Origin of the sequence: Streptomyces sp. NBC_00306 (assembly GCF_036169555.1) — a bacterium.
In the GTDB taxonomy this organism is placed as follows: domain Bacteria; phylum Actinomycetota; class Actinomycetes; order Streptomycetales; family Streptomycetaceae; genus Streptomyces; species Streptomyces achmelvichensis.
In genome coordinates, this window is record NZ_CP108032.1 from 715967 (window position 1) to 739318 (window position 23352).

21 protein-coding genes are annotated in these 23352 nt (G+C 70.3%); 11 read left to right on the forward strand and 10 right to left on the reverse strand.

Annotated features, from left to right (window positions below):
* The first annotated feature begins 73 nt into the window (after window positions 1-73).
* Entirely contained in the window at window positions 74-721 is a 648-nt protein-coding gene (locus tag OHA05_RS03160; RefSeq protein ID WP_313947965.1) for a hypothetical protein, read from the forward strand.
* A gap of 172 nt (window positions 722-893) precedes the next feature.
* On the opposite strand, the gene OHA05_RS03165 is transcribed toward OHA05_RS03160, so the two are convergent.
* Together OHA05_RS03165 and OHA05_RS03170 are read right to left on the reverse strand one after the other, a co-directional pair.
* Complete coding sequence (locus OHA05_RS03165) at window positions 894-2084, reverse strand: acyl-CoA dehydrogenase family protein (RefSeq protein WP_313947964.1); 1191 nt, start codon at window positions 2082-2084, stop codon at window positions 894-896.
* Window positions 2085-2251: 167 nt separating this feature from the next.
* Entirely contained in the window at window positions 2252-3418 is a 1167-nt protein-coding gene (locus OHA05_RS03170; protein ID WP_328859734.1) for a serine hydrolase domain-containing protein, read from the reverse strand.
* Between the two features lie 160 nt (window positions 3419-3578).
* Here OHA05_RS03170 and OHA05_RS03175 point away from each other — a divergent pair, with 160 nt between their 5' ends.
* Window positions 3579-4625, forward strand: coding sequence for an enoyl-CoA hydratase/isomerase family protein (locus tag OHA05_RS03175; RefSeq protein WP_328859735.1), 1047 nt, complete (start codon window positions 3579-3581; stop codon window positions 4623-4625).
* Window positions 4626-4839: 214 nt separating this feature from the next.
* Here OHA05_RS03175 and OHA05_RS03180 read toward each other — a convergent pair whose 3' ends face one another.
* A complete protein-coding gene (locus tag OHA05_RS03180) occupies window positions 4840-8322 on the reverse strand; it encodes a phosphodiester glycosidase family protein (protein ID WP_328859736.1) in 3483 nt (1160 codons plus the stop codon).
* 194 nt (window positions 8323-8516) lie between these two features.
* Here OHA05_RS03180 and OHA05_RS38210 point away from each other — a divergent pair, with 194 nt between their 5' ends.
* The 6 genes from OHA05_RS38210 (at window position 8517) to OHA05_RS03205 (ending at window position 13922) form a co-directional block, all read left to right on the forward strand.
* Window positions 8517-8660, forward strand: a complete 144-nt coding sequence (locus tag OHA05_RS38210) for a putative leader peptide (protein ID WP_383233353.1) — start codon at window positions 8517-8519, stop codon at window positions 8658-8660.
* A gap of 211 nt (window positions 8661-8871) precedes the next feature.
* Window positions 8872-9885 (forward strand): ABC transporter substrate-binding protein, encoded by a 1014-nt coding sequence (locus OHA05_RS03185; protein WP_328859737.1) that lies wholly within the window; start codon window positions 8872-8874, stop codon window positions 9883-9885.
* Window positions 9886-9888: 3 nt separating this feature from the next.
* The gene (locus OHA05_RS03190; RefSeq protein WP_313947960.1) at window positions 9889-10698 is read left to right on the forward strand and encodes an ABC transporter ATP-binding protein; all 810 of its coding nucleotides are present in this window, start codon (window positions 9889-9891) and stop codon (window positions 10696-10698) included.
* Complete coding sequence (locus OHA05_RS03195; RefSeq protein ID WP_328859738.1) at window positions 10695-11609, forward strand: ABC transporter permease; 915 nt, start codon at window positions 10695-10697, stop codon at window positions 11607-11609. Before OHA05_RS03190 ends, OHA05_RS03195 begins: the two co-directional genes overlap by 4 nt.
* Window positions 11610-11621: 12 nt before the next feature.
* A complete protein-coding gene (locus OHA05_RS03200; protein WP_328859739.1) occupies window positions 11622-12956 on the forward strand; it encodes an LLM class flavin-dependent oxidoreductase in 1335 nt (444 codons plus the stop codon).
* A gap of 69 nt (window positions 12957-13025) precedes the next feature.
* On the forward strand, window positions 13026-13922 hold the full coding sequence (locus OHA05_RS03205) for a TauD/TfdA dioxygenase family protein (protein WP_313947956.1): 897 nt from the start codon (window positions 13026-13028) through the stop codon (window positions 13920-13922).
* A gap of 93 nt (window positions 13923-14015) precedes the next feature.
* Here OHA05_RS03205 and OHA05_RS03210 read toward each other — a convergent pair whose 3' ends face one another.
* Entirely contained in the window at window positions 14016-14639 is a 624-nt protein-coding gene (locus tag OHA05_RS03210) for an LAETG motif-containing sortase-dependent surface protein (RefSeq protein ID WP_328859740.1), read from the reverse strand.
* Window positions 14640-14846: 207 nt separating this feature from the next.
* Between OHA05_RS03210 and OHA05_RS03215 the strand changes: the two genes are divergently transcribed.
* Window positions 14847-15806, forward strand: coding sequence for a cation diffusion facilitator family transporter (locus OHA05_RS03215; RefSeq protein ID WP_443043622.1), 960 nt, complete (start codon window positions 14847-14849; stop codon window positions 15804-15806).
* A 109-nt stretch (window positions 15807-15915) separates the two neighbouring features.
* On the opposite strand, the gene OHA05_RS03220 is transcribed toward OHA05_RS03215, so the two are convergent.
* From OHA05_RS03220 to OHA05_RS03245, 6 genes are all read right to left on the reverse strand, one after another.
* Window positions 15916-16437, reverse strand: a complete 522-nt coding sequence (locus tag OHA05_RS03220; protein ID WP_328859742.1) for a DUF6328 family protein — start codon at window positions 16435-16437, stop codon at window positions 15916-15918.
* Window positions 16438-16478: 41 nt separating this feature from the next.
* Window positions 16479-17270, reverse strand: a complete 792-nt coding sequence (locus tag OHA05_RS03225; protein ID WP_328859743.1) for a SigB/SigF/SigG family RNA polymerase sigma factor — start codon at window positions 17268-17270, stop codon at window positions 16479-16481.
* A 254-nt stretch (window positions 17271-17524) separates the two neighbouring features.
* Window positions 17525-18427 carry a non-homologous end-joining DNA ligase gene (gene ligD / locus OHA05_RS03230; protein ID WP_328859744.1) on the reverse strand — a complete coding sequence of 301 codons (903 nt, stop codon included), beginning with the start codon at window positions 18425-18427 and terminating at the stop codon, window positions 17525-17527.
* A 40-nt stretch (window positions 18428-18467) separates the two neighbouring features.
* Complete coding sequence (locus OHA05_RS03235) at window positions 18468-20312, reverse strand: transketolase (protein ID WP_313947950.1); 1845 nt, start codon at window positions 20310-20312, stop codon at window positions 18468-18470.
* A gap of 1 nt (window position 20313) precedes the next feature.
* Entirely contained in the window at window positions 20314-21639 is a 1326-nt protein-coding gene (locus OHA05_RS03240) for an NAD(P)/FAD-dependent oxidoreductase (protein ID WP_328859745.1), read from the reverse strand.
* A gap of 89 nt (window positions 21640-21728) precedes the next feature.
* Entirely contained in the window at window positions 21729-21950 is a 222-nt protein-coding gene (locus OHA05_RS03245) for a DUF6458 family protein (RefSeq protein WP_313947948.1), read from the reverse strand.
* Window positions 21951-22316: 366 nt separating this feature from the next.
* Here OHA05_RS03245 and OHA05_RS03250 point away from each other — a divergent pair, with 366 nt between their 5' ends.
* Together OHA05_RS03250 and OHA05_RS03255 are read left to right on the forward strand one after the other, a co-directional pair.
* A complete protein-coding gene (locus tag OHA05_RS03250; RefSeq protein ID WP_328859746.1) occupies window positions 22317-22736 on the forward strand; it encodes a CBS domain-containing protein in 420 nt (139 codons plus the stop codon).
* A gap of 37 nt (window positions 22737-22773) precedes the next feature.
* Window positions 22774-23319, forward strand: a complete 546-nt coding sequence (locus OHA05_RS03255) for a type 1 glutamine amidotransferase domain-containing protein (protein ID WP_328859747.1) — start codon at window positions 22774-22776, stop codon at window positions 23317-23319.
* Window positions 23320-23352: the final 33 nt, after the last annotated feature.

Genomic DNA, 23352 nt, shown 5'->3' on the forward strand with positions numbered 1-23352 from the left:
TCCCGCGTCCGGCGCCCCAGCTCTCATGCCACGGGGCGAGCCACGCGGTACTTCACGCGACAGGAGAATGTTCATGGCAATGAGGCATCCGTTGGGGCGGCGCATGGCCGCCCTGGCCACAGTGTTCGGGGCGAGTGTCGTCCTTCCGTTCGCGGTGGGCGCCACACCGGCACTGGCAGCGCCGGTGCTCGCCGTCGCGAAGTTCCACTCGGGCGACTTCGCCCGGGGCGAAACCGGGGTCTACAGCTTCCAGGTGAGCAACCGCAGCACCATCGACTCGACCGCCGGAACAGTGACCCTCACGGACACGCTGCCGGCGGGCCTGACCGTGAGCGGCACGCTGTCGCAGTCTTCCTGGGACTGCGACGTGAGCACGACGTCGATCACGTGCACCAACAACACCGTGGTGGAGCCGTTCCAGTCCTTTCCGGTACTCGAGCTGACGGTGTCGGTCGCCGAGGACGCTCCGTGCACGGTGACCAACACGGTCACGGTCTCGGGTGGAGGGAGCGCCGCGGCCTCGTACTCCGACCCCACGAACATCACCGGGGGCGACTGCGACGACGACAACGGCGGAGGCGGGGGCGGGGGCGAATCGATTCTTCCCATCAACCTCAACGGTGTCATCCCGCTGTTCAACAACATCAGCACGAACAGCAACATCAACAGCCCGGCCGCCGGCAACACCAGCCATCAGGTGTTCGGGCTGAACGCCCCGTGAGCAACCCCGGCCTCGCCGCGGGTACCCCAGGTACCCACCCCGTGGCCGGGATCAGAGGTGACACAGGCCAAGGCCCCCGGAGAGATCCGGGGGCCTCCTGGCAGGCAGGAATGATGGCACCTTCGATCCCCATGGATCCCGGTGCCGGCTGTGAGCCCTCGTCACGGCATCGTCATCGCCGCACCCGCGGCATCCCCAGTCCGATCCACGAAATGATCTCGCGCTGGATCTCGTTGTTCCCGCCGCCGAACGTGAAGATCACGGCCGACCGGTACCCGCGCTCCAGCTCGCCGTGGAGCACGGTGCCGGCCGAGCCCTCCTTGAGCGGGCCGGCCGCGCCCACCACTTCCATGAGCCAGGCGTAGGCGTCGCGGCGGGCCTCGGAGCCGAAGACCTTGACCGCAGAGGCGTCCTGCGGGGTGAGCGTGCCCTGCTGGACGGCGTTCACCATCTGCCAGTTGAGCAGCTTCATCGCGTCCAGCCGGGTGTGGGTGCGGGCCAGCCGGCCGCGCACCCAGCCGAGGTCGATGACCCGGCGGCCGTCCGCGAGTTTGGTGTCGGCCGCCCAGCGCTGGACGTTGTGCAGTGCCCGGATCGCCATGGTGCCGTGCGCGGCCAGGGTGACGCGTTCGTGGTTGAGCTGGTTGGTGATCAACCGCCAGCCCTTGTTCTCCTGGCCGACGCGGCGGGAGGCGGGGACGCGGATGTCCTCGTAGTAGCTGGCCGTCGTGTCGTGGGAGGCCAGGGTGTTGATCAGGGTGCAGGAGTAGCCGGGGTCGGACGTCGGCACGAGGAGCATGGTGATGCCCTTGTGGGGCGGTGCGCCGGGGTCGGTCCGCACGGCGAGCCACACCCAGTCGGCCGTGTCTCCGTTGGTGGTCCAGATCTTCTGTCCGTTGACGGTGTAGTGGCCGGTCTCCTCGTCGCCCTCGCGCACCGCGCGGGTCTTGAGAGCGGCGAGGTCCGTGCCGGCGTCGGGCTCGCTGTAGCCGATGGCGAAGTCGATCTCGCCGGAGAGGATCTTCGGCAGGAAGTACGCCTTCTGCTCCTCGGTGCCGAACTGCATGATCGTCGGGCCGACCGTGTTCAGGGCCATCAGCGGCAGCGGTACGCCCGCCTGAGCGGCCTCGTCGAAGAAGATGAACTGCTCCATGGGGCTCAGCCCGCGACCGCCGTACTCCGTCGGCCAGCCGACGCCGAGCCAGCCGTCCGTGCCGAGGCGGCGGACGGTCTCGCGGTAGAAGCGCTTCTGCTCGCCGGGGTCGGCGTAGCGGGCGTACACGTTGTCCGGCACCAGCCGGGCGAAGTAGGTGCGCAGTTCGGCGCGCAACTGCTGCTGTTCAGGCGTGTATTCGAGGTGCACGGCCCCTCCAGAGTCTCGCGACCGTCACGGCGCGGCGCACACGGTAGAACGTGTTGCAAGAATCCGGAAGGGCCACGGCCGCACGGAGGGGCGGGAGTCCGCCGGCCCCGGCCGTCGAACCCACCGGTCTCGGCCGTCGAACCCGACGGCCCCGGCCCCGAACCCGCCTACAGCGATGCGTATACGGCGGTCACCAGAGCCATCTTCCGGGGGTCGTCCGCGATGTGCGGACCCATACGGTTCATCACATAGCCGAGGCTCAGACCCGCCTCCGGATCGGCCAGACCGCACGAGCCGCCGAAGCCGTCGTGGCCCACGGCACGGGGGTTGGGGCCGTACGAACCGTTCTCGCCGCTGAGCCAGAGGCCGAGCGCCACCTCGGTGTCGTGCTGGAAACCCCTGCCGAGCACCAGGTCACGGCAGCTGCCCTGGCCCTCGCGGACCCGTTCGGCGGCCTCCGGGGACAGGATGCGCCGGCCGCCGTGCTCGCCCCGCCCGGCGAAGATCCCGTAGAGCGCGGCGACTCCACGGGCCGTGCCGTGTCCGTTGGCCGCCGGGATCTGGGCCGCACGCCACTCGGGGGTGTTGGCGTCCGCCGCGCCGACGATCGGGTTGACCAGCGCGGCCAGCGCGACGGGAGTCATCTGGGCGAAGATCGCGGCCTGTTCGCTCGACGGCGCGGCCGGGGGATGCACCAGGTCGGCGGCCCGCCCCGCCTCCTTCTCCGGCAGCCCGATGGTGAAGTCGATGCCGAGCGGTCCGGTGACCTCCTTCTGGAGCAACTCCCCCGGGAGCAGCCCGCAGACACGTCTGACGACCTCGCCGACCAGGAAGCCGTACGTCATGGCGTGGTAGCCGGACTGGGTGCCTGGCTCCCACCACGGCTCCTCGGCGGCGAGCGCGGCGCAGGTCAGCCCCCAGTCGTAGAGGTCCTCGATGGTGTGCAGTTCACGCAGTCCCGCGAGTCCGGCACGGTGGGAGAGGAGGTGGCGGACGAGGATGCCGCCCTTGCCCGCCGCGGCGAACTCGGGCCAGTACATGGCGACGGGCGCGTCCAGGTCCAACTCGCCCCGGTCGGCGAGCAGATGGGCGCACAGGGCGGTGGCGCCCTTGGTGGTCGACCAGACGTTGACCAGGGTCTCGCGCTCCCACGGCCGGGTGCGGGCCTCGTCCGCCCAGCCGCCCCACAGGTCGACCACGGTTTCGCCGTCGTGGATCACGGAGACGGCGGCCCCCAGCTCGCCCCGGTCGCGGAAGTTCTCCTCGAAGGCCTCGCGCACCGACCGGAAGCGGTCGTCGCAGTGTCCGTCGATCGTGGGTGCGCTCTGAGACATGGGCCCTCCGTCGCCTCGGCCGGGTGGTCCGGCCTGCCGTGTCCGACTGATACCGAACATACCGACTGGTCGGACTGCCGGGAAGGGTTCCGCTTCGTGTGCACGGGGTCGCGTGAGCGAGGATGGGACCGAAGATCCGCACCCGGGAAGGACCCTATCGATGGCCCGCGACGACTCCGTACTCCTGCACACCGAGGGCCACGCCGCGTACATCACGCTCAATCGCCCCCGGGCGATCAACGCCCTCACCCATCCCATGGTTCACGCCGTCGACGAGGCGCTCACCGCATGGGAGCACGACGACGCCGTGCGCGTCGTCGTGATCGCCGGTGCGGGCGAGCGGGGGCTGTGCGCGGGAGGCGACATCCGGGCCATCCGCACGGCGGCGCTCGCCGGGGACCGGACCGCCACGGACTTCTGGCGGGACGAGTACCGGCTCAACGCCCGTATCGCGCGCTACCCCAAGCCGTACGTCGCCGTGATGGACGGAATCGTCATGGGCGGCGGAGTCGGCATCTCCGCGCACGGCGACGTCCGGATCGTCACCGAGCGCTCCAGGGTCGCCATGCCCGAGACCGGCATCGGCTTCGTACCCGACGTCGGCGGTACGCATCTGCTGTCCCGTGCGCCGGGCGAGCTGGGCACCCATCTCGCGCTCACCGGGCTTCCGGTGGGCGCGGGCGACGCCTTGCTGTGCGGGCTCGCCGATCACTTCGTGCCGTCCGGGCGTCTGCCGGAGCTCACCGCATCGCTCGCCCGGCTGGAGGTGGCGGACGTGCTGCGCACGTACACCGGACCCGCGCCCGAGGGTGAACTGGCCGCGCACCGCGGGTGGATCGACGCCTGCTACGCGAGCGACTCGGTGGAGGAGATCCTCGACCGGCTGGTCGCGTACGGCGAGCCGGCGGCGAAGGAAGCAGCCGAGACGATCCTGACGCGGTCGCCCATCGCCGTGAAGGTGACCCTGGCGGCGCTGCGGCGGGCCCGGGCGCTCGGCGCGCTCGAACCGGTCCTGGACCAGGAGTTCCGGGTGTCGTCGGCCGCCTTCTCCCGGCCGGATCTGGCCGAGGGGGTGCGTGCCCAGGTCGTCGACAAGGACCGCAGGCCGCAGTGGTCGCCGGCGCTGCTGTCGCAGGTGACGGACGAGGACGTGGAGCGGTTCTTCGAGCCGCTGGGGGATGACGAACTCGGGCTGGCAAAGGGCTGACCGGGCCCCGGGCGGGCCGGCGACAGCGCCGTCTGCGTCCGGGCCGGTGCCCGCGGTCGAACCCCCGTACTCGTGGTCGGGGTGGCGACAACGACTGACGATTACGGACACGGCCTACGGCCAGGGCTGCCCAGTGCCGGGGCTTCCCGCACGGCGAACGGGGTCCGTCCTTTCCGTCCCCGTCCGCCGTGCGGTCAAGCCTGCCGTCGTCCGGCTACGACGCCCGTTCTCCCGCCGCCTGACGGGCGATCCGCACCTCCACGCTCCGGGTGTTTCCGCCCACGGTCACCGCGAGGGTCACCGTGCCCGGTCTCAGCGCCGTGAGCCGTCCCGTCGCCGGGTCGAACGCCGCCGCGTGCCGCTGACGGGCGTCATCAGGGTCGCCGATGTACAGATTCAGCGATCCCGTCCAGTCCGCGCTGACGGGGAAGGCGACCGGGACCGTGCGCGTGCCCTGCACGACCGTCGCGCGGACGTCCGCACTGTTCCCGGGAGGCAGCGATCCGGGCGCCTCCAGGGTGAGGGCGTCGACATGGGCCCGCGTCTGGACGGACACCCAGTCCGGCCGCCCCTCCCACGGACGGTGCCGGGCGATCAGCTGCTCGCCCGGGCTCACCTCGTCGACCCCGACGAGCGACCATCCGGTGAAGCCGCCCTCGCTGGCCGGGCCCGCCGGTGCCTTCCCCGAGTTGCCGTTGATCAGATACGGGACGCCGTCCACGTGCTCGGCGTGGAAGACGCCCACATGGCTGCCGATCAGCCCCGCGCCCTTTCCTGTCGTACGGCGGAAGTCCGCGAGCCACCGCTCGATCAGCGCGGCCTCCTTGCGGTCGCTGAGCTGACTGCCCTTCTGCACGGTGGGATCGCGCGGCGGCACATGCTCGACGACCATCACCGAACCCACGGCCGGGTCCTTCGCCGCCGCGTCCAGCTGGGCACGTACCGCCTTGATCTGCTCGAAGCCGCCGCCGCGCAGCGTCAGGCTCGATGTGTCGAGCGTCAGGAAGCGAGTGCCGCGATGGTCGAAGGTGCGGTGGGCGGGGCCGAACTCGGCGATGAAGTTGTCGATTCTGCCGCCCATCACCTCGTGGTTGCCGGGCACGTAGTACCAGGGCAGATCGCCGCCCAGTTCCTCGGTGAGCACCTGCCGGGCGAACGCCAGGTCCGCGGGTGATCCCTCGTCCACGAGGTCGCCGTTGACGACGACGAAGTCCGCCCCGGACGCCTTGATCTCCCGCAGGGTGCGCCGGGCCTGCCGGACGATCGCGCTGTCGGGGTCGCGGGCGACGAACTGTGCGTCCGACATGACGGCGAACCGCCAGTCCCGGTCCCCCGTCTCGGCAGCGGAGTCGATCAGCGGGTCGGCGGTGCGCGGCAGGTCGGGCAGCGCGACGTCGGGCGGGACCTGCGCGGACAGTCCGTCGATCACGACGCGTCCGGTGTACTGCCGGGCCGCGGCGGTCTCCGCGAGGTAGAAGCGGTGCACCGACAGCGGTATGGCGACGCCCGCAGGCACGCTGAAGGTGACCTGACGCCAGCCGGTCCAGTCGACGTACGGCCCTCGCAGCAACTGGTCCGAGCCCGCCGCGTCCTTGAGATGCAGGGTCGGCCAGGCACCGTTGCCGTCTCCGTCGATCCACAGGGTGAAGGACTGTGGGCGCCCCGGTACGGGAATGGGCCGCGGCGGGTTGGCGTAGGCGGCTCGTGTGGCGGTCGAGCGGGTGAAGTCGTACGTCAGCTCCAGTCCGGTGCCGCTCTGCCCGTCGGGGACGGCCGCGACCGCGCCGGCCGCGCGGGCGTGGCTGAAGGTCCAGGAGCCGGCGTCGTCGAAGGAGGAGACCGGCTGTTCGGCCAGGCCCACACTGACGGCCAGGGACGTGGTGACGCCCGCGGCCCTGACGGTGATCTGCCCGGCGCCGCCGCCCGTGCGGGAGGTCACCGTGAAGCCACCGGCTCCGTCGTCCTCGACGTCGAACCTCGTGCGGTCGTAGGTGAGTTCCAGATCGGCGGGTTCGACCGGGGCACTGTTGCCCTGTGCGTCGTGACCGACGATGCCGAAGCTTCCGGTGGCGTCGCCGTCGGCGAGCCCGATACGCCGGGTGGTCGGCTCGATTCGGGCGAGATCGTCGAGCACGGTGAGTTCCGTACTGCCCTGGGCTCCGGCCCGTTCGGCGCGTATCACGGCCGTCCCGCTGTCGCGGGCGTGGAAGATTCCTCGTTCGTCGACCCGGCCGACGGAGGGCCGCAACGAGCGCCATCGGGGTGCGCCGGCCGCCGGCCCGTAGCTCTCGTCGTATCCGGCGGCGGTGAGGCGGCGGGTCAGTCCCGGGAACACCCGCTCCGGGTGACCGCCCCTGACCGGGTCGGCGGTGGGAGCCGAGCCGGGCGGGGTGCGGGTCTCCACCCAGAAGCCGCGGAGCCTGCCGCTGCCGTCGGGCGCGGTGAACGCGAGTCCGTTGGGGACGGTGCGCTCGCTGCCGTCGGAGGGACTGTTCTCCACCTGGAGCGCGTCGCTGCCGGGTTCGCGGGCGAGCAGCGTGGACGAGCCGCCGCCGTCGAGGTTGAGCGCGCTGTGGGCGCCGGCCCGCTTCATCATCAGACCGAGTTCGGTGAGGGTGACTCCGCCGCTGTCGGCCTGCCGTCCGTCGACGGTGATGACCTGCATGGCGCTGCCGTCCCGGGAGAAGCCGACGGCCGTGCGGGGGGCCGCGATGTTGTTGCCCTCTCCCTCGTGGTTCTGCGGTGTGCCGTCGACGACGAGGAGTTCGCGGCCGCCGACCGCGGTGCGCGGGACGGGGCCGCTGTCGGTGCGCGGCCGGTACGTGGTCGACACCGGGTCGCCGGGCCGCAGCGCGGCGAGCGCGGTCGCGCCGGCCTCCCGCCCGACGAGCACGGTGGTGCCGTCGGCGACGGGCCCGCTGCCCGGCCGGTCGGTGACGGAAACGACCTTGCCGTCCTGGACGAGCACCTCGGCGACGGGGCTTCCCGCATCCACGGTCAGCGCACGGTCGGCGCTGCCCCATGCCGCGTTGTAGGCCCCGATGCCGCCGGGCGGGACGTTCGCGGCGTTGTACGCCGCGAGCGGGTGCTGCCCGCCGGGCAGGGTCAGCGTGCCCTCGAAGTAGAGCTGGAGGACGCGTCCCGCGCCATCCGGCCCGATGCCGACGGCACGGTTGGCGCCTTCGGCCGGCGAGTGGGTGACCTTGCCGTCCTTGATGCCGGGGCCCTGCGGGGCGCCGGTCTGGTTGATGTCGAAGAAGTCCGCGTTGATCGCGGCGACCGTACGCCGGCCGGGGCCCGCGTCGTGCGCGGCCGCGAGCCGGGACACCGTGGAGCGTTCGGAGATCTTGCCCGAGGACAGGTAGTCGGCCCGCACGCGGCCGCCGTCGAGGTCGACGGAGAGCGCGTCGACCCGCAGCCATCTGTCGGACTCGAGCCGGTCGTACGAGGTGAGCCGGACGCCCGGAGCGATCGGCCGGGAGCTGCGCGCCGTCTCGATGCCGTCGCCGTCGGCGACGGATCTCGCGCTGCCGGAAGCTCCGCTCGCGGGCGGCGGTGCAACGGGACGCAACACTTCCGTCGCGTCGCGCGGTCGGGGGTCGGGGGTCGAGTCGGCGGCGGCCGGGGAGACCCCCGCCGCCAGGGCGGATGCCGTCGCGATCAGCACGACGGCCCGTCTTGCTCTGCCTGGGATCACAACTACTCCTGGATCACGGCTGGTTGAGCGCGCAGTAAGCGCTGTCGGCGGACAGCATCGCGGCGCTCGGGCCGTTGCACCAGAGGGCTTGAGGGACCGTCGGGAGAACAGGCGCTGTCATGATCGTGGACGTCTTGCGATCCTGACCGCCCCGGCCGGGCCACATTCGCGAAAGAATGCCGTAACAATTCACCATGCGAGACGACTCCCACAGCGCATTGACGCGGCCTGAAATCGCTGCCATTCTCGCCGATGTGAGTCAAGCTGACATTCTCGTATCGCGCCTGCACGTCGACCTTCGACGGCACGCCAGCGCACTCTGTGCCGCCGGCCGCTGAAACACGCCCAGCTGACCTCTCCTCCCGCGCACGTCCCACCTCCAGTGGACTTCTGACGGCCTGAAACCTTTCGCACCCCGTCACGCGGTGATGGCACCGGCAGGACCTTTCCCGGCTTTTTCCCTGCCGTCTTGCGCCGACTCTTTCCTGAATGCATTGCGTCCTTCTCGCGCGCTTTTCAGGCACCTTCGCGTACCCGAAACGGAATGACATGACTTTCTCCAGGCGAAGCTTCCTCGTGCTCTCCGGCATCTCCGCACTCGCGGCCGCCGGGTGCGGCACCGCGAGTGGCAGCGGCATCCGTAATACCAAGACACTCCGCTATCAGGGCTCGGCCGGTGCCGTCACCCCGCCCGAACTCGCCGCATCACTCGGCTATCTGGGCGATCTGAAACTGGACTGGGTGGGCGACACCATCAGTGGCCCCCAGGACATCCAGACCGCCGCGTCGGGCCAGACCGACTTCGGCGGCGCGTTCAACGGGGCCGTGGTCAAACTGGCCTCCCGCAAGGCTCCCATCAAGGCGGTCATCAGCTATTACGGCTCCGACAAATACGCCTTCAGCGGCTTCTACGTCACCGAGAACAGCGCGATTCGTTCCCCGCGCGACCTCATCGGCAAAAAGGTCGGAATGAACACCCTCGGCGCGCATCACGAGGCGATGCTCGACATCTACCTCAAGAAGAACGGGCTGAGCCGCGCCGAGGCCAAGCAGGTCGAGCGGATCGTGATACCGCCCGTCAACACCGAACAGTCGTTGCGTCAGCGGCAGATCGACGTGGGCGTCCTCGGCGGCATCCTGCGCGACAAGGCCCTGGAGGCGGGCGGGGTGCGCAAGCTGTTCAGCGACTTCGACCTCCGCGGTGCCTTCAGCGCCGGCACCTATGTCTTCACCGAGCGCTTCATCGAGCAGAACCCCGAGACGGCGAAGACCTTCGTCACCGGGGTGGGCAGGGCCCTGGACTGGTCCCGTACGACACCCCGCGAGGAGGTCGTCGCGAGGATGACCGAGATCGTCGCCAAGCGGAAGAGGAACGAGACCGACGCCGCGCTCAAGTACTGGCGCTCCTACGGAGTGTCCGCGCCCGGCGGCCGGATCGCGGAGAAGGAGCTGTCCTACTGGGCGGACTGGCTCACCGAGCGCGGCGACCTCGAGTCCGGCCGGGTGAAGGTGCCGGACCTCTACACCAATGAGTTCAACGCGGGCAAGAAGACGGGGAGCTGACCGATGACGGCGAAAATCAGTTTCCAGGGTGTCGGCAAGACCTTTCCCGTGCGCGGGAAGCAGACGCCGGTGACAGCGCTGGACGGTATCGACCTCGACATCGCCCCCGGCGAGTTCCTGGTCGTGGTGGGTCCGAGCGGCTGCGGGAAGTCCACGCTCCTCGATCTCCTCGGCGGACTGGCCGAGCCCACCGAGGGCCGCATTCTGCTGGACGGCCGGCCGGTCTCCGGACCGGGTCTCGACCGGGGCATCGTCTTCCAGCAGTACGCCCTGCTCCCCTGGCGGACCGCCCAGGGCAACGTGGAGTTCGGGCTGGAGGCGACCCGGGTGCCGCGCCGCGAGCGGGCCGCGCGGGCCCGGGAGTACCTCGCGCTCGTCGGTCTCGACGGCTTCGAGAACCGGCATCCGCACGAGCTGTCCGGCGGTATGCGCCAGCGCGTGGCGATCGCCCGCAGCCTTGCCTACGACCCCGATGTGCTGCTGATGGACGAACCGTTCGCGGCGCTCGACGCCCAGACCCGCGAGTCGCTCCAGGACGAGCTGCTGCGGATCTGGCAGCGCACCGGCAAGACGATCGTGTTCATCACGCACGGCATCGACGAGGCGGTGCACCTCGGGCAGCGTGTCGCGGTGCTCACCTCCCGGCCCGGCCGGATCAAGGAGGTCGTGCCGATCGACCTGGGCGACCGCGATGCCGCCGCCGATCCGCGTTCCAGCCCCGCGTTCGCGCACCACCGCCATCAGATCTGGAGCCTGCTGCGCGACGAGGTCAGCCGCGCGCAGCAGCAGGAGAGGGAGGCCGTCACACCATGAGCATCACCACCGAGAAAGCCGCCACGGCGACCGCCGAGCAGGCTGCGACGAAGGCCCCCGAGGCGGCCGGCCCGGCACGGAGCGGGGATGCGACCCCGGTGGCCCCCGTCCGCAAGGGCACACTCCCCCGCGTGGCCGGTCTCACCGGGCGCGCCCTGCTGACCGTGGTCACCAGGACGGTCGCCGTCGCCGCGCTCCTGGCTCTGTGGGAGATCGCCCCCCGCCTCGGGCTCGTCGACCGGACGTTCCTGCCGCCCTTCTCCGAGGTCGCCGTCGCCTGGTGGGGGCTGCTGACGGACGGTCAGCTCGCCCAGCACGCGCAGGCCAGCCTGGTGCGCTCGCTGTCCGGATTCGGGCTCGCGGTGGCGCTCGCCGTACCGCTCGGACTTCTCATCGGCTGGTACCGGCCGCTCGCCGACCTCCTCGGGCCGCTGCTGGAGGTGTTCCGCAACACCGCCGCGCTGGCCCTGCTGCCGGTCTTCGTCCTCCTGCTCGGCATCGGGGAGACCTCGAAGATCTCCATCGTGCTCTACGCGTGCACCTGGCCCATCCTGCTGAACACCATCAGCGCCGTGCGCAGCGTCGATCCGACCCTTTTGCGGCTCGCCCGTTCGATGGACCTGCCCGCCCCGAAGATCTTCCAGAAGGTCATCCTGCCCGCCTCGGTGCCCACCGTCTTCACGGGCATCCGGCTGGCCGGCGCGATCGCCATCCTCGTCCTGGTCGCCGCCGAGATGGTGGGCGCCAAGGCCGGCCTCGGCTACCTCGTCAACTCCTCGCAGTTCAACTTCGCGATCCCCGAGATGTACGCCGGGATCATCACCATCTCCGCCATAGGTGTGGCCTTCAACCAGCTGCTCGTGGCCCTGGAGCGCCGCTTCACCTCCTGGCGCACCCCGACCGGAATCTAGAGGAAACAGCAGATGTCAGCCGAGACTCCCCGTCAGTTCCATCTCAACGCGTTCCTCATGAACGCCGGCCACCACGACGCCGCCTGGCGCCATCCGCGCACCCAGCCGGAGCGCATCACCGATCTGTCCTACTTCCAGGAGCTGGCCCGCACCGCCGAGCGCGGGAAGCTGGACTCGCTCTTCCTCGCGGACGGCGTCGCGCTGTGGGGCAACGCCCGCTACAACGCGGTCGGCGGCTTCGAACCGCTCACCCTGCTCTCCGCGCTGGCCGTCGCCACGGAGCACATCGGGCTGATCGCCACCGTCTCCACCACCTTCAACGAACCCTTCCACGTGGCGCGGAAGTTCGCCTCGCTGGACCATCTGAGCGGCGGCCGCGCGGGCTGGAACATCGTCACCTCGGGCAATGTCGCCGAGGCCAGGAACTTCGGCCGCGAGGAGCATCTGGAGCACGCGGTGCGCTACGAGCGTGCCTCGGAGTTCCTGGATGTGACGAAGCAGCTCTGGGACAGCTGGCGGGACGACGCGCCCGTCATCGACCGCGAGCGCGGGGTCTACTCCGAGGAGGGTGCGGTCAGTGCCATCGGCCATCGCGGTACCCACTTCCGGGTCGACGGACCGCTCAATGTCCAGCGCTCCCCCCAGGGTCATCCGCTGCTGGTGCAGGCCGGATCGTCCGAGGACGGCAAGGAGTTCGCGGCCCGGTACGCGGAGGCCGTCTTCACCGCCCAGCAGACGCTGGCCGACGGGCAGACCTTCTACAAGGACCTGAAGTCACGGCTCGCGAAGTACGGCCGCGGACCGGAACAGCTCAAGATCCTGCCCGGCATCTGCCCGGTCATCGGCGGTACGGAGGCCGAAGCACTGGCGCTCGAGGACGAACTGACGGAGCTTCAGGTTCCCGCGTACGGGCTCCAGCAGCTGTCCGGGATGCTCGGCACCGATCTCACCGGGCTGCCGCTGGACGGCCCGCTGCCCGACCTCCCGGAAGAGCAGGACATCAACGGCAACAAGTCCCGCTTCACGCTGGTGGCGGAGCTCGCCCGGCGCGAGGAGCTCACCATCCGGCAGCTCATCGCCCGCCTCGGCGGCGGTCGCGGTCACCGCGTCTTCGCCGGGACGCCGGAGCAGATCGCGGACCAGCTGGAGACGTGGTTCACCGAGGGTGCCGCGGACGGCTTCAACATCATGCCGCCGTATCTCCCGGGCGGGCTCGACGACTTCGTGGACCAAGTGGTCCCGCTGCTTCAGGACCGCGGTCTGTTCCGCACCGAGTACACCGGGCGCACCCTGCGCGACCACTACGGCCTGGAGCGCCCCACGGGCCGCACCGTCCTGGCCTCCTGACCCCTCTCCGGGCCACCGCACGTCCTCGGCCAAGCCCCCTCGAAATCCCTACGAAAGGCAGCAATCCGCATGAGCAGCACCGGTTTCGACATCCGCCGCATCGGCGGCCGCATCGGCGCGGAGATCCTCGGCGTCGACATCTCCGGGGAGCTCGACCCCGCGATCACCGCCGAGATCAACGCGGCACTCCTGGAACACAAAGCGCTCTTCTTCCGTGACCAGGATCTCGACGACGCCGCCCAGATACGCTTCGCCTCCCTCTTCGGCGAACTGACCACCGCCCATCCGACGGTCCCGTCCGTCGACGGCCGGCCCAACATCCTCCCGGTGGACGGCGACGAGGGCATCCGCGCCAACCAGTGGCACACCGATGTCACCTTCGTCCGAACCCCGCCGAAGGCGTCCACGCTGCGCAGCCTGGTCGTCCCTCCGTACGGCGGCAACACCCTGATCGCCAACTCGGCGGCCGCCTACCGGGATCTGCCCGACGCGCTGCGTGAGCTGGCCGACCGGTTGTGGGCGGTGCACACCAACGCCTACGACTACGCGGAGCCTAAGTCCGAGAAGGCCGCGGAGCACCGGCGGCAGTTCGTGTCCACCAAATACCGCACCGAGCACCCGGTGGTGCGCGTCCACCCCGAGTCGGGCGAACGGGGCCTGTTCATCGGAGGGTTCGCCCAGTCCCTGGTGGGTCTGTCGCCGTCCGAGTCCCGCGACATCCTGCGGATCCTCCAGGCGTATGTGACCCGCCCGGAGAACGTGGTGCGCTGGACGTGGGCGCCGGGCGACCTGGTCCTGTTCGACAACCGCATCACCCAGCACTACGCCCCGGACGACTACGGCGACCTGCCGCGCCTGCTGCACCGCGTGACGGTCGCGGGTGACGTTCCGGTCGGCATCGACGGCACGGCGAGCCGGATCGTCGAGGGCGACGAGGCCGCGCACTACACCCCGTCCGCGGCCTGACATACCGCAACACACGGCGGGCCGGACGTCCTGTGACGTCCGGCCCGCTTGTCACGTCGCTCTCACCGGCCCGTCACGGGCCGGCGTGCGGTCTCAGGCGGTGTTGCGGCGCTTGCGCGCGGCCCACATGATGCCGCCGCCCGCGACGATGACCACGGCGGCAGCGCCGGCGATCAGCGGGGTGGAGCTGGAGGAGCCGGTCTCGGCCAGGTCGTCGCTGCCCGCGTTGGGGGTCGGCGCGCTGGAGGGGACCGGGGCGTCGGTGGTGGGCGGCGTGGTGCTCGGCGCCTCGGACGGGACCGGCGCGGAGGAGCTCGGGGTGTTCGACGGCGTCGCTGACGGCGGCGGGTTGTCGTCGTCCTCGCACACCGGCGCCGTCTTGGTGTCGTCGACCGAGAACTTCTCGCCGTCGCTCGCCTTCACGATCAGGCGGAGGGTGAGCTCCTTGTCGTGCTTCGGAAGCTCGATCTTCTTGTGGAACTCGTTCTGGAACGTCTCGGTGGGCAGCAGGTCCTTGCCGTCCGCGGTGATCGTCACGGTGTTCTCGGACTTGGCGCCGTAGGCGGTCAGGTCGACGCTGACCTCGGTGCAGCTCGCCGACCACTTCGGCGTGTGGGCGAACGCCGGGCCGGCGGCCAGGCCGACGCCGAGGACGCCGGCGGCCGCGGCCGCTATGAGGGCCCCGGAACGCCGCCGCGATGTGTTGCTGGTTGTCACTGATTCCTCCACTGTTGCCGCGCCACCCTTCTGGCGGTGCGCGCACAGTACCGCCACCACCTCACCTGTGGGCACCCGCCCCACCCCCCTCTTCCGGTTTCTAAACCTCCTCATTACCCGGGCTTGTCGCAGCAGTTGGCGTGAAGCGATCGTTCACGCGGGAGTTCGCGCAGATTGTCCCGGGGTACCTGGTCACGGCACTCGTCCATGCCGCCCGGGCACGGCCGGTGCTCAACCGGCCCCCTACCTACGGTGAGAACAGTGGATCGCCAACAGACCGACGCCAGGACCCGGATCACTGTGCTGGTCGCGCTCGCGGCCAACCTGCTGATCGCCGCCGCCAAAGCGGCCGGCGGGCTCGTCACGGCGTCGCCCGCACTGCTCTCCGAGGCGGCGCACTCCGTCGCGGACAGCGTCAACGAAGTCTTCCTGCTGGTCGCGCTGCGCCGCAGCCGCCGCTCGCCCGACGCCCGCCATCCCTTCGGCTACGGCAAGGAGCGCTACTTCTGGTCGCTGCTGGCCGCCGTCGGCATCTTCGTCATGGGCGGCTGCTTCTCCTTCTACCAGGGCATCCACGCGCTCGGCGAGGACAAGCAGGAGTCGCACGCCGGCTATCTCGCGGGGCTGGCGGTACTCGCCGTCGCCCTGATCGCCGAGGGCGGTTCACTGGTGCGCGCGCTCTACCAGTTGCGCAGGCAGAAGGAGGGCGCGGCCGATCCCGCCCTGCGCACGGTCATAGCCGAGGACGGCACGGCCGTGCTCGGTGTGCTGCTCGCGATGGCCGGAATGGGACTCCACATGATCACCGGCCAGGTCGTCTGGGAAGCGTCGGCCTCGCTCGCGATCGGTCTGCTGCTCGTGTACGTCGCCTACCGGCTCGGCCGGGAGGCCCGCGACCGGCTGATCGGCGAGGCGGTGACTCCCGAACTGCGGGAGAGCCTCAGCGAATTCCTGCACCGCCAGCCCGAGATCGACAATGTCGCTGAGCTGCTCACCATGCGGCTCGGGATGGACTCGACGCTCGTCGCCGCGCGCGTCGATCTGACACCGGGGTTCGACAGCGAGGAGGTCGAACTCGTCTGTGTGCGGATCAAGAAGAGGATCGCCGCCACCTGGCCGCAGGCCGACCATGTCTTCCTGGACATCACCGAGGCGCCCGCGGCCTGAAAGGACCGACCGCGGCGCCGGCCCGGGAGGTGGTCGGATCCATGCCCCCGCAGCGTCGTCGGATCAGCGCCGTTGCAGCGTCGTCGGACGCCGTTGCAGCGTCGTCGGATCAGTCCTCCGGCCTGTTCGGCTGGGACTGCACGTCATCGGCGTGCCGGATACGGGCCCAGGCCGGCAGCAGGAACCAGCAGATGACGAACCAGCCAACCATCGCGACCACGAGCCAGATGGCCAGGGAGTTGTGCAGTGCCACCCGCAGGATGAGCAGCAGTGCGGAAGCCATGGTGCAGAGCAGGAGGACGAGCCCGAGGACGGTGAGACGGGAGGCCCACACCACCGTCTGCGGCTTCAGTCGCTTGCCGGTCAGCAGACGATGGAAGGACACGGGCCCTATGAGGGCCCCGGTGGTGGCCGCCCCCAGCATGACGGTCGCCACATAGATGTCCTGATCGGTCCCGGAGAGACCGGTGAACCGGGGCTGGAAGACCACGGTCAGCAGGAATCCGAACAGGATCTGGACACCGGTCTGGGCGACGCGCAGTTCCTGGAGGAGATCGGACCACTTCCGGTCGGCCCTTTCCTCCTCCGTCTCCTCCCGGCCGCGATCCCGGTCGGCCTCTGTCCGCACCATCGGGAGCCTCCCGTCCCGTCACGGACTCCGCACCCCCCGCTCTATGCGGCGTCCTGCATGATTTCTCTGCGCAGCCGGTCGCAGGAATGGCTGATCAGCCTCGACACGTGCATCTGGGAGATTCCGAGGTCTTCGGCGATGCTGCTCTGCGTCATGTCCCGGAAGAAGCGCATGTAGAGAATGCGCCGCTCCCTCTCGGGCAGACGGCGCAGTTTCGGTTTGACGGCCTCGCGGTCGATGACCACGTCGAGCGCCGGGTCGGAGGTGCCCATGGCGTCGGCCATCGTGTGGCCGCGCTCGGTGCCCGGGATCTCCGCGTCGAGGGAGAGGGTGCTGAAGGACCCGATGGCCTCCAGTCCGGCTCTGGTCTCCTCCAGCGAGAGCCCTGCCCTGGCCGCGATCTCCTCCTCGGTCGGCGCGCGTCCCGAGACGGTCTGGGCGAGCTCGTGCTGGGCGGTCCGGACGCGGTTGCGCTGGTCCTGGACCCGCCGCGGTACGTGCAACGACCACATGTGGTCCCGGAAGTGCCGCTTCACCTCTCCGGTGATCGTCGGCACGGCGTAGCTGACGAAGGCGCAGCCGCGTTCGGGGTCGTACCGGTCGACGGCCTTGACCAGGCCGAGCGCCGCCACCTGACGCAGGTCCTCCAGTGTCTCGCCGCGGTTCTTGAACCGGCCGGCGAGGCGTTCCGCCATGGGAAGCCAGGCATTCACCAGGTCCTGGCGCAATATGTCGCGCTCATGGCCCATGGGAAGTTTGGACAGCCGGTCGAATGCGGCCTGGGTGTCGGGGGCATCGTTGTGCAGGTGCTTCGTGCTCGCGTGTGTGCGCATGATGCGCGCCACTCCCTCACGGTGCGAACGGGAATCTTGGCGTCCATGGGCCGGTGGAATCGCTCACGCCGGGGCGTGCTTCCGCTCCACGGACGTGCCTCCGGTCCGAAGCACAAACTGCGCCTGCCCCTGTCGCATCGCATCAAACGCGGCTTTCCCGGACCGATTTCCTTAATCCTTCAAACAGGAACGTCGGCGGGTGGGCATCGTCGCCTCCCGGCATCGTCGCCTCCCCGGGAAATTCCGCACCGATTTCAGCCGAGGGAGTCGAGCCGCCTGCGAGCGGGCGCCAGCGAGCGGCCACGCGACAGAATCCCCTCCCACGGTTTCGTCCGTGCCTGTTCCAGAGCGTTCGTCACCGTCCAGCGCTGCGCGGTCAGTTCGGGGTCCTTCACCTGCTCCCAGGTGATCGGTGTGGCGACGGGCGCGCCCGGCTTGGCTCGTACCGAGTAGGGCGCAACGGCCGTCTGGGCATAGGCGTTGCGCCCTATGTCCAGATAGAGCCGGCCTTCCCGGGCCTTCTTCCGTACGGCGGTGGTCAGCCGGTCCGGGTCGCGCTCGGCGAGTTTCTCCGCCACGTCGTGGGCGAAGGCACGCGTCTCGTCGAAGTCCGCGTCACCGGCCAGCGGCACGATCACATGCAGTCCCCTGGACCCCGTCGTCATCAGCGCCGACGGCAGCCGCAGCTCCTCGAGCAGCTCACCGAGTTGCCGGGCCGCCCGGCGTACGGCCTCGAAGTCGTCCTCGGCGGGGTCCAGATCGAAGACCATCCGGTCGGGCCGCTCCAGCCGCTTCACCTTCGACTGCCAGCGGTGGAACGTGAGCGTGGCCTGGTCGGCGAGGAAGAGCAGGGTCGCCGTGCTGTCGCAGACCGGGTGGACCACCGTCCCGTCGGCCTTGTCCACCTCCACGCGGTGGATCCACTCCGGGTAGGTGTCGGGTGTCTGCTTCTGCATGAAGCGCAGGCCGCCGATGCCGTCGGGATGCCGTTCCAGCATCAGGGGCCTGTCCTTCAGGTGGGGGACCATGAAGGACGCGATGCTGCGGTAGTAGCCGACGATGTCCTCCTTGGTGAGGCCGTCGTCGGGGAAGAGCTTCTTGTCGGGCCGGTGGATCTCCACGGTGTGCCGTCCGGCCCGCACGCTCTTCGTACTCATCGTGCCTCCCTCGTCTCCCGTACGGCGGCGGTGCGCGGGGTCAGCGCACCACGGCCTCCTCCACCAGCAGTTGCACCGCGGCCGCGATCGACTCGGCGTCGATGCCCGAGAGATGCAGCTGCTCCGCGGAGGTGGCGGATCCGGGCATGTTCTGCACACCGAGCCGGATCAGGCGGGGCAGCGGGCGGCCGTCCGACAGGGCCGCTGCCACGGCGTCGCCGATACCGCCCTGGGGTCGGTGGTCCTCCACCGTCATGAGACAGCCGGTGGCGCCGGCCGCCTCCTGGAGCGTCGCGGCGTCGACCGGCTTGACCGAGTAGAGGTCGATGACGCGGATGCCGATGCCCTGGGCCTCCAGCAGGTCGGCGGCCCGCAGTGCCTCATGGACCGTGACCCCGGCGGCGACGACGGTGACCCGGTCCTGATCGCCGGAGCGCAGCACCCGGGAGCCGCCGACGGGGAAGTCCTCGTCGGGCCCGTACAGGACCGGTGTCTCGCCCCTGCTGGTGCGCAGATAGCCGATGCCGGGCAGGTCGGCCATGGCCTCGACCAGCCGGGCGGTCTGGTTGGCGTCGCACGGGTACAGCACCGTACTGCCGTACACCGCGCGGAACATGGCCAGGTCTTCGAGGCCCATCTGGGAGGGGCCGTCCTCTCCGATCGCCACACCGGCGTGAGAGCCGACCAGATTGATCGGCGCGTGGGATACCGCCGCCATCCGGACGAAGTCGTAGGCACGGGTCAGGAAGGCGGCGAAGGTGGACGCGAACGGGATGTAGCCACGGGTGCGCATCCCCACCGCCGCGGCGACCAGCTGCTGTTCGGCGATGTAGCACTCGAAGAAGCGGTCGGGGTGCGCCTTGGCAAACGCGGCTGTGCGGGTCGAGTCGGCCACCTCGCCGTCCAGCGCGACGACTTCCGGGCGCACCGAGCCGAGTGCGGCGAGCGCGTCTCCGAAGGCGTCACGGGTGGCGACCGAGGTGCCCACGTCGTACGCCGGCATCTCCGCCCGTCCGCCGCGTGATCCGTACAGGACGCGTGCCGCGGGCGGCGCCGCCACGTCCACCGTGATGAAGCGCGGTCCGCCCAGTTCCTCGATGGCCTTCTCGGCGTCGGGCAGGGGCTTGCCGTGCTTGCCCTCACGGTCTTCGACGTCGTGGACTCCCCGTCCCTTGTGGGTACGGGCGATGATCGCGGTCGGCTTCTGGATGGTCGACTCCGCCTCGGCGAAGGCCGAGTCGATGGCGCTCACGTCGTGGCCGTCGATCTCGATGGTGTGCCAGCCGAAGGCGTGCAGGCGGCGGGCGTAGGCGTCGAGGTCCCACTCGTGGCGGGTGGGCCCGCGCTGCCCCAGCCGGTTGACGTCGATGATCAGCGTCACGTTGTCGAGATGCTCGTAGGCGGCGTGTTCCACGGCCTCCCACACCGAACCCTCGGCCATCTCGCTGTCGCCCGACAGAACCCAGACGCGGTAGGGGATCTGGTCGAGCCGCTTGCCCGCGAGGGCCATGCCGACGCCGACGGGCAGCCCCTGGCCGAGCGACCCGGTGGCCACGTCGACCCAGGGCAGGCGGGGTGTCGGATGCCCTTCCATGCGACTGCCGAGCCGGCGGAAGGTGAGCAGTTCTTCGTCGTCGATGACACCCGCGGCGCGGTACATGGCGTACAGCAGGGGTGAGGCGTGTCCCTTGGAGAGGATCAGCCGGTCGTTGCCGGGATGGTCGGGCTGCGCGAAGTCGTAGCGCAGGTGGTTGGCGAGCAGCACGGCACCCAGATCGGCGGCCGACATGGAGGAGGTCGGGTGACCCGATTGCGCGGCGTCGGCGGCGCGGACGGCGTCCACCCGCAACTGCTGCCCGAGTTCTGCGAGTTGGTCGTTTCGCATCTCAATGCTCCTTGGAGGAACCGCCCGAGACCCTTGCCAGCTCCGGTGAAGCGCTGTCCAGCGGGACCGACCAGGAGCGCACGAGGCCCAACTGGACGGACTGGCGCGGCAGTGCGGCATCGAGCAGCCAGTCGGCCGCGACGCGTACGCGATTGCCCGGCATGGCGGCGAGGTGGTAGCCGCGGGTGACCGCTCCTGCGAGCGGCCCGGACAGTGGTATGCCCAGTGGGTTGGCGGCCGCCTTCACGCCGCCGAGGTCGACGAGGAATCCCAGATCGTGGTGTTCGTACGGGCGTTTTTCACCATGACCGAGGGAGGCGGCGACGTTGTGGCCCGCCAGCTTGCCCTGGCGCGAGGCGTGCTGAGCCGTCATCGGTGTGTACTCGCCGGGCCGGGTCGCGTCGGGCACCGCCGCGGCGTCACCGCAGGCGAAGACCTCGGGACGGCCCGGAACCCCCAGATCGCGCTCCACGAGCAGACGTCCGCGCTCCACCGGCAGTCCGACGTCGGACACCAGCGGATCGGGACGCACGCCCACGCACCAAATGAGCGTCCTGGTGGGAACGAACTCCCCGTTGTCCAGCCGCACGCCGTCGTGTGTCGCCTCACTGACCGAGGTGTTGGTACGCACCTCGACGCCCCGCTCGCGCAGCACCCGGTCCGCCGTACGGGAGAGCCTGCGGTCGAGCTCGGGCAGGACGCGGTCGGCGAGGTCGAGGAGCATCCAGCGCGGTCGGCCGCCGACCCCGTGCCCGGTCTGTTTGCGGGCGAGGGCGTCAGTGAACAGCTGTCCCTGCGCGGCGACTTCGGTGCCCGTGTATCCGGCGCCGACGACCACGAAGGTGCGCCGTGCGACGTCCTCCTCGGTGAAGGGACCGGGGCCGGCCAGCTCGATCTGGCGCGTGATGTGGTCGCGCAGGTACAGCGCTTCGGGGAGACCCCGGAAACCGTGCGCGTGCTCGGCGACGCCGGGCACGGGCAGCAGCTTGTTCACGCTTCCCACGGCCAGGACGAGGCGGTCGTAGCGCAGCTCGCCGCGGCCGTCCTCGGGATCCGTGTAGTGGACCGTACGCGCCGCCAGATCGACGCGGTCCGCCTCGCCCAGGACCAGCCGCACCCCCGGCAGCGTGTCGGGCAGCGAGACCGTCACCCGCCGGGGTTCCAGGATCCCCGCGGCCACCTGTGGCAGCAGCGGCAGATACAGGAAGTAGTCGGTGGGGTTCAGCAGCACGATCTCGGCCTCGCCCCGAAGGGTCCGGGAGAGAGAGCGCGCGGCTTGGAAACCGGCGAAACCGGCTCCTACGACGACGACACGGGAACGATTCACGATCGACTCCGGCGCTGGAGTATGGACTGGTGAACGGCCTCCCGAGTGCCCGTGAGACCCCCCGCCAAACCCGGCGGCCGCGTGTTCCGTCACTCGTACGTGCGGCGCTCCTCGGACACCACGGGCGCGGTCGGCGGTACGACGACGCGCCGGCGCTTGGCGATGCTGCTGAACGTGACGACCCCGATGATGCCGACGGCCATCAGAATCAGGCCGATCACATCGAGGTTGGCGCCTTTCATCTCCCAGTCGGTGGCGAATGTGAGGATCGCACCGACGGCGATGAGGATGATGCACCCACCTAGGCCCATCTGACTCACCTTCCTGTACGGACGGTTGGTCTCCCGCGAGTACCCCCGGAGGGGCCCGTCATGCTTGCGGGAGGCTTGCCGAGCTGTGTCGGCCGGCAGGTCGGGGAACGGTTGCGGGACGGCTTCGGGTGCGGACCGCCGTCCGCACCCGAAGCACCCCCTCATCCCTTTCCCATGGCCGCTCGGCCCGTCCAGCGGGTCTCCGCGCTGATCGCCCTCAAACCCACGATCCACGCTCGCGTCGATCATCGATCCCGCGCCCGCGTCGCGGCATACCGCGGCCGCCGGCGGGTACTGCGGGGCGCGACGGACGTTGTCCGGACCCCTGCCGGCCCACGGCAGGACCCGCGGAGAAGGCGAGGAGCCATGGCACAGCTCGTGCGGGACGTCATGACGGCCGGCGTGGCCGCTGTCCGCCCGGACGCCTCCCTCGTCGAAGCGGCGCGTCTGATGCGCACCCTGAACGTGGGCGACGTCCTGGTGGCCGACGGCGACCGGATCGTCGGCGTCGTCACCGATCGCGACATCGCCGTGCGCCCCGTCGCGGACGGGATCGACCCGGTGACCGTCGGCGCGGAGTCCGTGTGCACCGCGGATCCGGTGTGCATCGATCCCGACGCGGAGGTCTCGACCGCCGTACGCCTCATGCGGACGCATGCGGTGCGGCGGCTGCCCGTGGTCGAGGACGGCCGCCCCCTGGGGATGGTGAGCATCGGCGATCTCGCCGTGGCGCAGGACCCGGAGTCAGCACTCGCGGACATCAGCATGGCCGGGGGCAAGGCCTGACCGGCTCCCCGGCCGCCCCATCGAAGGAGCGACACCCATGAAGATCGCATTTCTCGTGGCGCCCGAAGGCATCGAGCAGGTCGAACTCACGGAGCCCTGGAAGGCCGTCGAGGCCGCGGGCGACACCCCGAAGCTCGTCTCCACCCGATCCGGCACCGTCCAGGCCTTCGACCATCTCGACAAGGCGGACACGTTCCCCGTGGACCAGGTCGTGGGTGAGGCCTCCGTGGACGAATTCGGGGGTCTGGTCCTGCCGGGCGGGGTCGCGAATCCGGATGCCCTGCGCATGGACGAGCAGGCGGTCGCCTTCGTCCGGGCGTTCTTCGACGCGGGCAAGCCCGTGGCGGCCATCTGCCACGCCCCCTGGACCCTGATCGAGGCGGATGTGGTGGGCGGCCGGACGGTGACGTCCTGGCCGAGCCTGCGGACGGACCTGCGCAACGCCGGCGCCACCTGGGTGGACGAGCAGGTGCAGGTCTGCACGTCGGGTCCGAACACCCTGATCACGAGCCGCAAGCCGGACGATCTGAAGGCGTTCAACGCCGCGTTCACCGAGGCGTTCGCCAGGGGCTCGGCCGGCTGACGAACCGCCGGCGGGCGGCAGCCGGGCAGGACA

Coding starts and splice junctions, on each gene's coding strand:
- OHA05_RS03160 (WP_313947965.1), top strand. CDS start 74: ATGGCAATGAGGCATCCGTTGGGGCGGCGCATGGCCGCCCTGGCCACA.
- OHA05_RS03170 (WP_328859734.1), bottom strand. CDS start 3,418: ATGTCTCAGAGCGCACCCACGATCGACGGACACTGCGACGACCGCTTC.
- OHA05_RS03175 (WP_328859735.1), top strand. CDS start 3,579: ATGGCCCGCGACGACTCCGTACTCCTGCACACCGAGGGCCACGCCGCG.
- OHA05_RS38210 (WP_383233353.1), top strand. CDS start 8,517: ATGCGAGACGACTCCCACAGCGCATTGACGCGGCCTGAAATCGCTGCC.
- OHA05_RS03185 (WP_328859737.1), top strand. CDS start 8,872: ATGACTTTCTCCAGGCGAAGCTTCCTCGTGCTCTCCGGCATCTCCGCA.
- OHA05_RS03190 (WP_313947960.1), top strand. CDS start 9,889: ATGACGGCGAAAATCAGTTTCCAGGGTGTCGGCAAGACCTTTCCCGTG.
- OHA05_RS03195 (WP_328859738.1), top strand. CDS start 10,695: ATGAGCATCACCACCGAGAAAGCCGCCACGGCGACCGCCGAGCAGGCT.
- OHA05_RS03200 (WP_328859739.1), top strand. CDS start 11,622: ATGTCAGCCGAGACTCCCCGTCAGTTCCATCTCAACGCGTTCCTCATG.
- OHA05_RS03205 (WP_313947956.1), top strand. CDS start 13,026: ATGAGCAGCACCGGTTTCGACATCCGCCGCATCGGCGGCCGCATCGGC.
- OHA05_RS03215 (WP_443043622.1), top strand. CDS start 14,847: ATGCCGCCCGGGCACGGCCGGTGCTCAACCGGCCCCCTACCTACGGTG.
- OHA05_RS03220 (WP_328859742.1), bottom strand. CDS start 16,437: ATGGTGCGGACAGAGGCCGACCGGGATCGCGGCCGGGAGGAGACGGAG.
- OHA05_RS03225 (WP_328859743.1), bottom strand. CDS start 17,270: ATGCGCACACACGCGAGCACGAAGCACCTGCACAACGATGCCCCCGAC.
- ligD (WP_328859744.1), bottom strand. CDS start 18,427: ATGAGTACGAAGAGCGTGCGGGCCGGACGGCACACCGTGGAGATCCAC.
- OHA05_RS03235 (WP_313947950.1), bottom strand. CDS start 20,312: ATGCGAAACGACCAACTCGCAGAACTCGGGCAGCAGTTGCGGGTGGAC.
- OHA05_RS03245 (WP_313947948.1), bottom strand. CDS start 21,950: ATGGGCCTAGGTGGGTGCATCATCCTCATCGCCGTCGGTGCGATCCTC.
- OHA05_RS03250 (WP_328859746.1), top strand. CDS start 22,317: ATGGCACAGCTCGTGCGGGACGTCATGACGGCCGGCGTGGCCGCTGTC.
- OHA05_RS03255 (WP_328859747.1), top strand. CDS start 22,774: ATGAAGATCGCATTTCTCGTGGCGCCCGAAGGCATCGAGCAGGTCGAA.